The organism is Methylocaldum sp., from assembly GCF_035627495.1.
Classification (GTDB): domain Bacteria; phylum Pseudomonadota; class Gammaproteobacteria; order Methylococcales; family Methylococcaceae; genus Methylocaldum.
Map to the genome: position 1 here is coordinate 1 of NZ_DASPLO010000125.1, position 13,904 is coordinate 13,904.

The window sequence follows — 13,904 nt, forward strand, 5'->3', positions numbered from 1 at the left end:
ATAGGCCGGGATGCTGGACAGCGCCACGTTCTTGTAAACGGTGCTGCTGGCGCCATTGATGTAGGCCACGAACAACCGGGGCGAGGTCCCGTTATGCATGGTGTCGAAGCGCAGGAAGGTGTTATTGGTCTGCTGCACGATAATCCCCTGGAGCTGGTATTTGGCGGCAGGCGTCGACTCGAACTTGACCTCGATTCCAGCAGTCGGAAAGCTCGCATCGTCTACAGGTTGGAGGAAGCGTGGCGCCTTGTTATTCGGTGTGACCCAGAGGTCATGAGTCAGCCCCGCAGGAATCCTGATCAAGGCATTGGTGCCATCGAAGCTCAAGGTCGACTGACCGGGATCGTTGCCGGACGTCGTATCGTAGGGATCGTAGAACTCCCAGGCAGGGGTGTCGCCAAGATGGGGCGTACCGGGATTGAAGTCATCCGAGATGGGAGGTGCCGCCGCGGCGAGACCAGAATACGTTCCCGCGAGGGCAATGAGCATGAGTATTACACCCATCCAGACCGGACACGCTGTTAATCGAGGGATCATCCCTGCCTCTCTTTGCCTTATGTTGGCTCAGTTTGTGTTATAGGAGACTGACGGAGACGTAGATTTGATGACGAACTCTAATATTCCCGACTTGTTACGGAGTATTCTCTGAATTTACAACGAATAAGGGATTATCAAACTGAACATCAAGCAATCAGCTTGCGGAAATAAGCGATGGTTTCCTTTAAACCATCTTCAAGGCTTACCCTGGGATGCCAATCCAGTTTTTCCCTGGCAAGAGTAATATCGGGTTGCCGCATCCGAGGATCATCCATCGGGAGCGGTCGAAACTCCAACGGCAACTTGCATCCGGTAAGCATAAGAATCTTTTCTGCCAATTCGAGCACGGATATTTCCTCGGGATTCCCGAGGTTAATGGGCCCGGTAAATCCCTCCGGGCTCTCCATCATGCGAATCAGCCCGGAAATGAGATCATCGACATAACAGAAACTTCGTGTCTGTCGGCCGTCGCCGTAAATGGTAATGGGTTCTCCCTTCAATGCACTGACGATGAAATTGCTGACCACCCGTCCATCATTAGGATGCATCTTCGAACCATAAGTATTGAAAATCCTGACGATCTTGATCTCCAGCCGATGTTGCCGGTGGTAGTCAAAAAACAGGGTCTCGGCACAGCGCTTGCTCTCGTCATAACAGGCCCTGTAGCCCAGTGGATTGACCCGCCCCCAGTAATCCTCGGTTTGAGGATGGATTTCCGGATCCCCGTAAATTTCGCTGGTGGAAGCCTGGAGAATTCGAGCCCGGGTCCGCTTGGCCAGACCCAGCATATTGATGGCGCCATGTACGCTGGTCTTGGTGGTCTGTACCGGGTCGACTTGATAATGCACCGGCGAGGCCGGGCAGGCCAAGTTATAGATCTGGTCCACCTCCACATACAAGGGAAAGGTAATGTCGTGGCGGATAAACTCGAAATATGGACTGCCCATCAGGTGGGCAATATTGGCCTTATTTCCCGTAAAGAGATTATCGGCACAGAGTACGTCATAACCGCGCTCCAGCAACGCTTCGCATAAATGCGAGCCTAAAAAACCGGCTCCGCCGGTCACCAGAACTTTTTTCATATTCAATTCCCTTTCGATTATTCTTGATGGTCTCTATTCTCTCGCTTTTTACGGCATTTGGCTCCAGAGTCGAAGTACTTTTAGTTATTTTCAGCGGCAATATAAATTTAACTATATATCTTGGAAATAAGCCTATTCCTAGGCTGTCCATACTTATAATTATAATACCGATTTTTATCGTCCTTGGCTTGATTGAGCACAATACCGGCGAGCGGAGTCTTGAAGTAATCCAAGCGTTTTAACGCATCTTTTACTAGTTGTATCGCTGTCTCACCGGCTTTCACCACATAAATTACTGAGGACACGTGCTGCGCCAAAAGATAGGCATCACTAACATCGTGCATGGGTGGCGAATCGATCAGTACTGCGTGGTACCGCTTTTTCAGATCACCTATCAAGCAACCAAAATTCGGGGAGGATAACAATTCAAGCGGACTAGAGGATATCCGGCCAGCCGGAATTACATCGAGTTGAAATCCAGCTATCGGATGAATACATGCGGCCAATTCGACGGACCCGGCCAATACATTGGCCAAGCCTGGTGATCCGGGAGGCAAGCCCATATATTTGTCCAGAGTTGGGGCGCGCATATCGGCGTCAATCAACAAAATCCTTCCTAGATTCGTCCGAGCGAGGGAATAAGCTAAGTTGATGGCGATCACTGATTTGCCTTCCCCAGGCAGCGAGGAACTCAATAACCAGGAATTGTACGATCTGTCCGATCCGGACAACATCAAGGTTGTACGTATCGTGCGTACTGCCTCGGCGAAGTCGGATTCTGGCTGATCAACCACTATTTTGGCTACAGTATCGTCCAGAAGCCTTTTGCTCTTTTTATGAAAGAATGGCAGTACGCCCAAAAGCGGAATCGCTAAGTTATTTTCAATATTCTCGGCAGTTTTGACCGTATTATCGAAGATATCTCGCACTACAGCCAGCAGCACACCTATAAACAGCGTACCTATAAAAGCCATGCCAATGATCAGAATCTTCTTAGGCTTTATCGGCGAAGTCGGATGACTTGCACGATCGACAAAATAGATATTGGCCGCGTGCAGATCAGCCGATTCCGAGGCTTCCTTAAAACGGTTGAAGAACATTTCGTATAAGCGAATATTGGATTCCACCTCCCGCTCCAGTTCCTGCACCCGGACTTGTTTAGCTCCGATGTTCTGAACCTGGTTCTTGTTAGCTTCGAGATCCCTGAGCGCCGCCAACTCGTTGGCTCGGGCAACTTCATAACGGTTTTTGATCCCACTAACTGCGCTCGAAATCTGTTTTCGTAACGATGCACGAATGGATTCCAGTTCTGCACGAGCCGCTACCATGCTCGGATGTTCCGAACCATAACGGTCCGCTATCTCAGATATCTTTTGTAAGATCTCCGCCTCCTTCTGCTTGAGAGCATGCACCCCCGAATCTCCGGAAATTTCCGGTACTCCTTCGATACTGTCGTAGAGTCTATCGTTCAGGGACCGCACCTTGTTATACAGGCTTTCTGCTTCGACACGGGCTTTCTGAGCATTACCCAAGCGAGCAGTATTATCCTCGGCCTGTCTGCCTGTCAGCGTCAACACACCGCTGAGATCAACGAGGTTCTCCTTCTCGAGATAATCCTGCAAACGTTTTTGCGATTCCATATAGTTATTTCTTAAGGTTTGCAGGCGTTTCTCAAGCCATTGCGCGGCCATGCGCGTTACTTCCGTGCGTTCTTCCACGCTTTTTGCAATAAAAGCCGCCCCCAGAGAATCGACGATTTGACGTGCCAATTGAGGATCGCGCGACTCAAAGCTGACATCAACCAGTTGCGTGTTCTTCCTCGGCTCAATTTTTAGGTAATTTAGAAAAGTGTTGGTGAGAGCCTCTTTGAGTGCTTCATCCCGCTTTCCTTCGTTCAGAGGTTCATCATCCTTCTGTTCAGACAAGGTGCTGAGCCAAGAGTCGATTAAGTTGGGTAACCAAGAGAGCCACTTGCGCCACAAGGGTGGTTCTCCTAGCCACTCAGCAAACTCAGGACGCTCGCCCAGCTTGAGTTGGTCGATCACTCGGTACGTCAGATCACGCGATTTAAGCATCTCGATTTGGGTCTCGATATATTCACTGGAATTATCCACCCCGTAGACTTCTTGAAAGGAAAGGACCTTGGGTTGCTGATGCTCGATCTTTAGAGTCGCCGTGGAGCGATATACCGGATTCATGGAGGAAACAGAAAACCCTACTAATACCGTAGTTAACAAAGCCAGTCCGAGGATGCTCCATTTCTTGTTTTGCACAGCGTCCCAATATCGGCGAAGATCGACTTCGTCATCCTCGCTCCTCCTGGGCAGTGCCAAGTCTTTGCTGGTCTGTTCGAAATAGAAAGTGCTTGCCGACTTTTCCTTGGCCTGAACTGGATAATCCATGAACGCTTGCCTCGTCTAAAAAAAACTTTCTTCGACGGTAATGACGTCTCCCGGCATCACCGCTGTATCCAAATCTACATCAGCGGATGCATGGGTGGGATCGGAGTCACGAATCAGAGTGACACTAGAACGGGAAGCCCGTTCTGAAAACCCACCTGCAATCGTTACCGCTTTTTGTACTATTAAGCCCGGCTGATACGGATATGCACCCGGCTTTCCCACCTCGCCATTGATGAAAAACGGCCGATACTCCAACACACCGACGCTAACCTTGGGATCGACCAAATAACGGTCATTCAAACCATCGGTAATCAGCTTTGCCACCTGACTGATAGTTAGTCCTGAGACTTTGATTTCACCCATAAAAGGGTAAATCACTGTGCCAGCATCACTAAGCTTGGCATCTAAACTCATATCCTGCTCGCCGAATACTTGGATACGAATCGTATCGCCAGGACCTAGTTGATAACTAGACTGCTCCTCGGCCACAGATCTGGAGCAAATTAAGAAAAGTATCAACACAATAACCAACCAGGATTGCAATGTCTTCATTAGCATCTCAAGTCTCTCTCAATACCAGTCCTGCCAAGGAGTTGGCATACTCTTACTAATTGCAGAATTAGCTGCGATATAAAACATGATTACGTTTTGATAAAAATCTAGATTATTGGAAGTTGAATCCTGATCTAGATAACTATAATTGATACCAACACCAAGCCACTTTCCAAGGTTATAATTAGCATTAAATCCAACACCAATGATATCATCATGCCGCCCAGATCCACGGTTATCAACATTCAGATAAGCCCCTGTCAATCCAGTCGAGATACGGCTATTCCAGTCATGAATCCAAGTACTCCTATAGCTTTCTATTAAACGCCCACTACCGAATCCAAAAGTAGGTCTGACATCCCTATTAAAGCTGAAGCCGAGCTGGGAGTATGGCTTTGGCTTCCAGAGCAGAGCCACGTCCCAACTGAAGCCACTTGCAGGTTGAGTGTCGGATGCATCTAAGACCTGGCGCAAATAACCGAAACGAGCCTTTCCTTGGGTCTTCGCAGAATAATCCCAAGATACACCTAATAAATAACGCTGCTTGGTATAATCTGAATTAGCAACCCCTGGCACATTATTATTTTTATAATCAACAAACGTTTGCTCTAGCTGTATCAGCGCGTGGGTTTTTGGAAATACCCGATAAAAAAACCCCGGCGTTATAGTAATATCGGTGCGATCCCATCCTCTGGTTTGCTGTGGATTATTAGTGAATTCCAAATCATCGAAATCCACAGCCAATTCAAGATTTCCCTTCGCTTTCACCCCCCCATACCTATAACGGGCATGGGCTGAAATATTATGGAACGCGTTGGGCTCCTTGATGGATTGAATTCCCACAACTCCTTGGCTAAAAGTCGTACCGCGTCGGTAATGGCCATCCACAAAGCTAGCCTCGATATCAAGGCGATTACGGCGCGTGAATTCTACATGTGCTTGGCCGCCGATATATTGGTCGACATAGTTGTCCTGCGGACTTGAGTGATACTGCTGACTCTGGAAGGCGTAATTGAAGGCATAGCTGTTTAACTTACGCTTTAAAGCCAGCTGAAAACCGGAACGGACCTGCGTCAACATCGAGGATTTTCGGAGGTTATTATTGAAAAATATATTGTCATTGTACGACTCGGAAACCTCCAGTATGGGGCGCAAATCGAAAGGTCCAAGTGGTATCTCAATAGGCCTGTAGTTCTTTCCAATAGCATTTGCTTCAGAATATATACATGCAATGGCCAGTATCACGGCTAAACGCCGCATTATCATTGTTTTATTTCTCACTTTTATACCACCATAAGCCGACAGCCCCATACTAGAGCAGCGTCATGGCCATTAGCTTATTCATGCGCGACGTCCTGAGTTATACAGGACTAATATATTATGGACTCGCCATCCTCTTCTTTTAAGATTACCTTTGCATTACTAGCTACTCTCCGCGTAATCCTCCATGTAACACATAATCTGCAAGCGAACCGATTCTTTTTATAATCGCAAAAAGATCGGCTACAGATTTTGCTTTCAGTCTCGGTTAGCACGTGGTTTAGAAGGATGAAGGATCACGCACAGCACACCTCCGCAGCGACACCCAACCCTTCGAGCTGCCGCCTGATTTCCTCCCGGTAGATAGGATTCATCACGATGACTTGGTCGGGCCGGTAAGTGGCAAGAAATTCCGGCGGCACGATTTGCTGGCTCGAGCCTGGAACATATAAGCCCTGCTTGTGGGGATTGATGTCCACTACGTACTCTACTGGGTTGCCCGGAGCGAGGGCATTGAGAAACATCACGCCCTTTGATCCCGCGCCCCAAAGAACAGTCCGTTTTCGCTGTTCCCGGCTGCTTTGTAGCCTGGCCCGCCACTCTTCAAGCTTGCGTGAATAGTTTTCTTGGAAGACCGCGACATACCGTCCCAAGCGCACTAACTCTTCGTCTTTCCGGGATATCTCCGGCGGTTCCTCCAGTTGCATTGCCTCCGGAGCCGGTATGGCTTCTATGGTCAGGAACTGGCCATAGAAGGCGATGTCCATCTTGCTCACCCGAAAGGCGGCGCGGACGAATGCCGAATGCAGGGAAGCGGGAGTGAAGTACGAGCAATGCTCGTAAATGAGGTCCCAGATGCCGAGATCTTTGAGGGTAAACAGAGCATTAGGCACTTCGAAATACACGGCGGTCTGGGTCCTTTCGCCCAAAGCCTGGCGCACAGTGGCGAGGAACGAAGCAGGATGGGAGATGTGTTCCAACACATGACGGCAGACGACGAGATCGGCATCCGTCTCCAGATATTTCTCTTGGAAATAATCCTTAATGAAGGTGATACGCTCCGAAGCTTGAGCCCGTTCGGGCTCATAGCTCACATCGAACCCTAAGCCTCGGTTATCGCCCCGCTCGCAGAGCATGGCGAGAAATTCCCCCTTCCCGCAGCCGATCTCAATGATGTTCTTGCCGTGCAGCCGATACTTGTCAATCAAGCGATCAGCCAGTGCTTCCGCATAACGGTTGAAACTGGCGGAGTAATGCAGGGAGCTATCATAGGCATCAGAGTATTCCAGGATGCCCGGATCGAACGCCCGATTGTAGATATGTCCACACTCAGGGCAGAAGCCAAGGTCGATATTGCCACAGGGGGCATTGAGCGCATCCTCGCGAGTTGGCCACTGGACGCTGCATAGGATAGGCATCCGGTCTATGGCAATCATGGGAACGATTCGGTCGTTCCCGCATACGATGCAGTCTTGCTTGGGCCTTGCGGCAGTTTCGAGCGGAACCGTGGCGATCATGGGAACCTCACAGGGTGTACAAATCCGGAGCGAGCCCAAGGCGTTGCAGATCCTGGCTCACCTCCTCGCGATAGATGCTATTCATCAAAATCACGACGTCCGGGCGGTATTCCCGGAGAAACTCGGGGCTAACGATCTTCTGCGCCGTGGTAGGCATGTAGTGCCCGTGGCGGTAGGGATTGATATCCACGGCGTACTCGATGGCATTACCGAGAGCCAAGGTGGTCAGGAAGGATACCCCCTTGGAGCCAGAGCCCCAGAGCACGACCTTTTGGCCTTTGGTGGCGGCCTCTTCGACGCGCTGTCGCCAGATCTCCTGTTTCTCATGGAATTTACCTGGGAATTGGTCCACATAGCGGGCGATCTCCCAGAAGTCGTCCTCCTCCGGCAGAGGCGGTGTCGGCGCGCCGTGGGCGGGTTTCGCTTCGATGGTCAAGTACTGGTCGGCGTATTCCGCTTCCAGGTTGAGCACGTCGAAGCCCTGGCTCCGGAAGAGCCGGGCCAGAGAGCCCTTGGTGAAATAGGAGCAGTGCTCGTAATAGATGTCCTCGAACGCGCAATCCTTGAGGATGCGGATGGATTCCGGAATCTGGAAGAACACGGTGGTGTCGAAGCGGTCACCGACCGCACGCCGGACGGTCCCGACGAACTCGGCCGTGGGATGGATGTGCTCTAGGGTCATCTTGCAGCACACGAAATCCGCGGCGTAATCGGTGTATTTTTCCGAGTAGAAATCGGCGATGAAGCGCACACGCTCCGCCGCCTCGCCCGTAACGCGCTCATGATGAACGCCCGGGTCAAAGCCCACCCCGCGGTTGTTGCCCATCTCGGCGAGCAGCAGGAGGAACTCGCCCTTGCCGCAGCCGATTTCGAGAATGTCCTTTTCCCTTAGGCCATGGCGTTCGATGAGGCGCTGTGCAAGGTTCCGGTGGAAGGCGTTGAAGGTTCCCGAAAACCCCTGGGTTTCCTCGTAGCGTCCGGAGTATTCCGTGAGTTTGGGGTCGAAGGCCATGTTGGAGATGAAGCCGCACGCCGGGCAAAAGGCAAGGTCGATGCGCCCGCGCGGATAGGCCAAAGCCTCCTCGCGCGATTCGAGCAGGATGCAGCTATTGGTGGGCACGTCTTCTTGGCGATGGAAAACCTGCATGCCTTTGGCCCCACAACCGGGGCAGGTATGTGACTGAGTCATAACACTTCCTGTTGTTCCGGTAGGGCTTCAAGCCACCCGCGGTTCGGGTATCGGAATAATGAATTTGCCGCCGCGGCGCCGATACTCTTCCTGTTGGCCGAGAATTTCCTCGGCGAAGTTCCAGGGCAGCAGCAGCGTGTAATCGGGCATCTCTTCCAGCAGCTTTTCCGGCGCGTAGACGGGGATGTGCTGTCCCGGCATGAAGCGCCCCTGCTTGTGCACGTTGCGGTCCACCACAAACTCGACCAGGTTGGTGCCGATGCCCATGTAGTTGATCAGGGTCGCGCCCTTGGCCGGAGCGCCGTAGCCGGCGATGCGCTTGCCGTCGCTCTTCAGGTGGCGCAAGAGATTCATCAACTTCACCTTGAGGTCCTGCACCTTGTGCGAGAAGTCCTCGTAATAACGAAAGGTGTCCACCCCTTCGCGATGCTCCAGTTCCAGAAGATTGCGCACCGATGCGCCCACGTTCTCGCACTTCTCCACATAGAGCCGCAGCGAACCACCGTGGATGGCAAGCCGCTTGATCTCGTTCAGGTACAGGCCGTGCCGGCGGAACAGACGATCCAATGCAGTGACCGAGAAATAGCACAGGTGCTCGTGATAGATGGTGTCAAATTCGCCGTGGTCGATGAGATCCTTGGCGTAGGGCGCCTCGATCACCGCGACGCCATCATCCTTGAGCAGCGTAGCGATTCCGGCCACGAAGCCGTTGGTGTCCGGCACGTGGGCGAGCACGTTGTTGCCATGGATCACGTCGGCCTGCTTGCCTTCGGCCTTGAGTTTTTCGGCCAGATCTCTGGTGAAGAAGGTGTTGAGCGTCGGCACGCCGATTTTCACCGCGGCCTGTGCCGGGCCGTCGGCCGGGTCGATACCCAGGACCCGGATGCCCGCCTCCACGTAATTGCGGAGGAGATAACCGTCGTTGCTGGCCAGTTCGACCACGAAACTCTCGGGCTCCAGATGACGCCGGGCGATCAGATCCAGCACGTTCTCTCGTGAGTGGCGGAGCAGCGCATCGGAGAACGAGGAGTAATAGGGATACTCCTCGCAGAATAGGACTTCGGCGTTGACCGTTTCGAGAATCTGCATCAGGGTGCAGCGGGGGCAGAACGCCACTTGCAGAGGAAACTTGGGCTCCGGTTCTTTGAGTTGCTGCGGCGAGAGCAGGCGGTCCGCCAATGGCGTCACGCCCAGATCGAGAAACGGCTTAAGGCCGGTTTGGCCGCAAGAGCGGCAGGGGATGTGGTCGATGGATTGGGTCATAGCGACGGTTTCTCCTTATCCGTTAAGGCTCAGAGCCAGCGCAGGTTATTGTCCAGCAAACCTTCGCCGATCAGCTTCTTGATGTGAGCAATGCGCATAAATTTCGGTCCCTCGAAATCCTCCAGCTTCAGGCCAATGGTCTTGTAGGCTTCGTAAAGCTGCTCCACCCCGCGGCGGACGGTCCACTGCGGTTTGAAGCCATGCAGTTCGCGGGCGATCTTGTTGCAGTCCACCCGGTAGCAGCGCTTATCGGGTCCCGCGTCGGAGGCGAAATCCACTTTACAGCCGGGCACGATGTCCTCGACGATCTTGGCCAACTCGCGAATCTGGTAATTCTCCGTGGTGATGCCGACGTTGAACGCCTGGTTGTGCACCGCATCCCGCGGCGCGTGCAACGCGGCGATGTAGGCGCGGCAGATGTCCTCCACATGCACCAAGGGGCGCCAGGGCGTGCCGTCGCTCTTGAGGTAGACGCGCCCGGTGGTGAAAGCCCATGCGGTGAGATTGTTCACAACCAGGTCGAAGCGGATGCGCGGCGACAGGCCATAGGCGGTCGAGGCCCGCAGATAAACGGGGCTGAAATTGCCGTCCATCAGCTTCGTTAATTCCTGTTCCACCCGCACCTTTGATTCGCCATAGGGCGTCACCGGGTTGAATGCAGCTTGCTCGGTCAGGAAGCTATCCCCTGAGGCGCCGTAATTGCTACATGACGAGGCAAACAGAAAGCGCGACACGCCTACCTTTTTCGCCAATTGCGCAAGACGAACCGAAGCCTTGGAGTTGATTTCCTCGGTGAGATTCGGGTTGTAATCGCCTAGCGGATCGTTGGAGAGGCCCGCCAGATGAATAATGGCGTCGAAACCCGCCAAGCTCGTATCCGGAACCTCACGGATGTCCACGTTTAGGGTTGGCACTTCTGCCAACATGCCTGAAAACGTACAGCGCGAGAAATAGTCCGTGTCCAAACCATGGACCTCATGCCCCTCTTTCAGCAACATCGGTACCAGCACGGAGCCGATATAGCCTTTCGAACCTGTTACCAGTACGCGCATTTGTCAGCTCCATAATTTCCAGGGCGGATTGCCAGAATCCCAAAGACTTTGCAGGAGATGTTTCTCCCGCAGCGTATCCATGCACTGCCAGAAAGACTCATGCTTGTACGCCATGAGTTGGCCGTCTCGCGCCAGATTCATCAGCGGGTCGTGCTCGAACATAACATCGTCGCCGGCAATGTAATCGAAGACCTCCGGCTCCAGCACGAAGAACGCCCCGTTGATCCAACCTTCGGTGGTCTGCGGCTTTTCCGTGAAACTGACGACCTGATTGCCCTCGAACTCCAAGTGTCCGTAGCGCGCAGCCGGGCGCACTGCAGTGATTGTGGCCAATTTGCGGTGACTGCGGTGGAAAGTTAATAACTTGTCGATATCTACATCCGCCACCCCATCACCCCAGGTGAGCATGAACGTTTCCTGGCCGATCCAGGGCTGAAGCCGCTTAATACGCCCGCCGGTCAGAGTATGCAGACCGGTATCCACCAGGTCCACGATCCATTCAGGCCGCTCCTTTTCGTGCAGCTTAAGTTCACCCGTCTTGGTATTTATGGTCATGTCGTCTTCCAAGGCGCAATAATCCTTCATCCAGCGCTTGATGTACTCGCCCTTGTAGCCGAGGGCAATGATGAAGTTATTAAAGCTGAAATGGGCATAGTGCTTCATGATGTGCCACAGGATCGGGCGCCCACCGATTTCCACCATAGGCTTAGGCTTGATTTCCGTTTCCTCGGCTAGGCGAGTGCCGAAGCCACCAGCTAGAATCGCTACCTTCATGACTTCCTCCCTTATAATGATTCTTCCATTAGTGAAATTCTCGTCCTAAATTTGTCTCCGCGTCACCAATTAAGTACTGCTCACAAAGTGGATACTAATATAATGCTTGCCCGACACGGATAACTGGTCGCTGCTTATTGGAATTAATAAGCCTGCTCAGAAAACATACCCCTTATTATTGTCAATATAATAATTTTAAAATCCAGCATTAAAGACCAATCCCGTATATATTCAAGGTCGTAATGAATTCGCATTTCCATCATGTTTTCATTTTTTATTTCCCCCCTACACCCGTTGATTTGGGCCAAGCCTGTTATACCTGGCTTCACCTTATGCCTGAGCATATAACCGCGAACGAGTTTACGATAAAGTTCATTATGCGCTACGGCATGGGGCCGTGGCCCGACAATAGACATCGTTCCTTGAAGGACATTGAAGAATTGTGGCAACTCATCTAATGACGTACTTCGAAGAAATTTGCCAACTCTCGTTACACGCGGGTCGTTTCGAGTAGCCTGAACTATATTTTCTCCATCTTCACAGATATGCATGGTACGAAATTTCCATACTCCGATCGTTTGTCCATGTATGCCATAGCGCTTTTGCTTAAAGAGCACCGGACCAGGTGAAGTCAACTTAATGCTGAGTGCTATCAGAACCATGGGGATAAAACATATCAGCAATATGACAATACTAAAAATGATATCTTCCAGTCTCTTGCAAAAGCCATTCAATTGATGGAAAGGAGTCTCATAAATACTGACCGCAGGTATTCCTTGCATAGACGCCCAGCGCGAGTGAAGCAAGTTGAAGACAAAAAAATCAGGAACGAAATATACGGATACCGTGGTGTCAGCTAACCGATCTATGATTGTTTCAACGCGCTTCTGGGCACATAAAGGCAAGGTAATGTAAAGAGTACTTATATTTCCATTACTGGCATGTTTATATAATGTTTCGAAATTTCCCGCCAACTTTATATCGTTATCGCTTAAGCGTCTATCTTCATGATTGGAGCGATCATCATAGAACCAATAACCCCGATAACCGAGCCACGGCATATTAACTAACGTATTAACAAGTTGTTGTCCAAGCTCATTGCCACCTAAAATCGCTACATCGCGGGCACGCTGCCCTGTATTCGCCACATATCTCATTATTAAGCGGAAAGTTTGATGCGATATAATTAATACTGAAGTGCATGACAATATCCAAGCACCGACGACCAGCCGCGAAAAATCATCGGATCTTTTGGTTATAAATACCAATATTATCAAGGCGCTCGCAGCGCTAAAACAAGTGATGGAAATCCTCGCTACCTCCTTATACATTGGCTCACCACGCCAATCATAAACTTCATAGACTTCTGCGAAAAAGTTATAGAAGAGCACTGCTCCCAGCATAAACCAGGTGTAGTGGTTATACCAGGGTATACCTCTAAGCTCCACAATGAGCCAGAGCATGGCACATATACTAAAGCCGTCGATCAGGCGTTCTAGAGCTGGAACTTTAGAGTAATAGGGCCTAATAAGCCCATTTGATCGGGACCTTTCAGCGAGTTTTGGTTTGTTGTATATATACTCAGCAGCTTGTGCCGATGAACTTTGCTGGCGAACAGTCGTCATCAGGTCTTCTCCTCAGTACCCGGGCGGACAGGTACTATTCCATGGATTTTTCTGATTCATCGTGAATCGATTTTTGTTCTTGGTTAGCGGGCTTTATAAAGATATGCTTTTAGAACCCTATCCCCAGAACACAATTTTCTGAATCTTTGCGATAGCCCTCTTGAATGTGTTGGCGCTATATCTTCCGTTTATCCCGGAATTTGGCGGGAAATTGATCCACGTATGCTCAAGTCGTCTTCCTGCAGCAGAGAAGGCGTCGGAGTACCACGAGCGGGGCGAACTTTGATGTCAGATATTGTTCTCCGTATTTCGTTTTCAGATCTCTCACCTCGGAGCTTTGGCTGTGGAAAAGCCGCGCGAGAGGCAAGTTAAAGATTTTGCCCGTGGGCTTGCGATACGGCAGTATCAATTTGCTAAGGCGCCTGGGTTCAACCAGAACCATGAGCCATTTCTCCCCAAGGTTGTGCGGGAACTGCAAGCGCTTTTGGCTCGCTTTTAGGAGGCTGAATTAGTCAGCCCTGAAGTATTTCTAACACACTGACACATATACGGATTTGTTGCATATTGGCTGGTACAATTTGCAAGAAAACCGGTCATTTGATTTCGATTTCTTGCAAATTCGGGTGGGTTGCATGAAGCCAAGAGAGCCTC

General features: G+C 51.1%; 11 protein-coding genes. All 11 read right to left on the reverse strand.

What is annotated here, in order from left to right:
* A partial coding sequence (locus VEB01_RS09780; protein WP_324874967.1) for a hypothetical protein occupies positions 1–537 on the reverse strand: 537 nt, incomplete at its 3' end.
* Positions 538–683: 146 nt separating this feature from the next.
* A complete protein-coding gene (locus VEB01_RS09785) occupies positions 684–1,619 on the reverse strand; it encodes a UDP-glucuronic acid decarboxylase family protein (RefSeq protein WP_324874968.1) in 936 nt (311 codons plus the stop codon).
* A 107-nt stretch (positions 1,620–1,726) separates the two neighbouring features.
* Complete coding sequence (locus VEB01_RS09790) at positions 1,727–4,021, reverse strand: GumC family protein (protein ID WP_324874969.1); 2,295 nt, start codon at positions 4,019–4,021, stop codon at positions 1,727–1,729.
* Positions 4,022–4,036: 15 nt separating this feature from the next.
* Positions 4,037–4,573, reverse strand: coding sequence for a polysaccharide biosynthesis/export family protein (locus VEB01_RS09795; RefSeq protein WP_324874970.1), 537 nt, complete (start codon positions 4,571–4,573; stop codon positions 4,037–4,039).
* Positions 4,574–4,591: 18 nt separating this feature from the next.
* Complete coding sequence (locus VEB01_RS09800) at positions 4,592–5,884, reverse strand: outer membrane beta-barrel protein (protein WP_324874972.1); 1,293 nt, start codon at positions 5,882–5,884, stop codon at positions 4,592–4,594.
* A 245-nt stretch (positions 5,885–6,129) separates the two neighbouring features.
* A complete protein-coding gene (locus tag VEB01_RS09805; protein ID WP_324874974.1) occupies positions 6,130–7,350 on the reverse strand; it encodes a class I SAM-dependent methyltransferase in 1,221 nt (406 codons plus the stop codon).
* A 7-nt stretch (positions 7,351–7,357) separates the two neighbouring features.
* Positions 7,358–8,539, reverse strand: a complete 1,182-nt coding sequence (locus VEB01_RS09810; RefSeq protein ID WP_324874975.1) for a class I SAM-dependent methyltransferase — start codon at positions 8,537–8,539, stop codon at positions 7,358–7,360.
* Positions 8,540–8,566: 27 nt separating this feature from the next.
* Complete coding sequence (locus tag VEB01_RS09815; RefSeq protein ID WP_324874977.1) at positions 8,567–9,802, reverse strand: class I SAM-dependent methyltransferase; 1,236 nt, start codon at positions 9,800–9,802, stop codon at positions 8,567–8,569.
* A gap of 29 nt (positions 9,803–9,831) precedes the next feature.
* The gene (locus tag VEB01_RS09820; RefSeq protein ID WP_324874979.1) at positions 9,832–10,854 is read right to left on the reverse strand and encodes an NAD-dependent epimerase/dehydratase family protein; all 1,023 of its coding nucleotides are present in this window, start codon (positions 10,852–10,854) and stop codon (positions 9,832–9,834) included.
* A gap of 3 nt (positions 10,855–10,857) precedes the next feature.
* Positions 10,858–11,628 carry a glucose-1-phosphate cytidylyltransferase gene (rfbF, locus tag VEB01_RS09825; protein WP_324874981.1) on the reverse strand — a complete coding sequence of 257 codons (771 nt, stop codon included), beginning with the start codon at positions 11,626–11,628 and terminating at the stop codon, positions 10,858–10,860.
* A 143-nt stretch (positions 11,629–11,771) separates the two neighbouring features.
* Positions 11,772–13,253, reverse strand: a complete 1,482-nt coding sequence (locus VEB01_RS09830; RefSeq protein WP_324874983.1) for an undecaprenyl-phosphate glucose phosphotransferase — start codon at positions 13,251–13,253, stop codon at positions 11,772–11,774.
* Positions 13,254–13,904 lie beyond the last annotated feature (651 nt).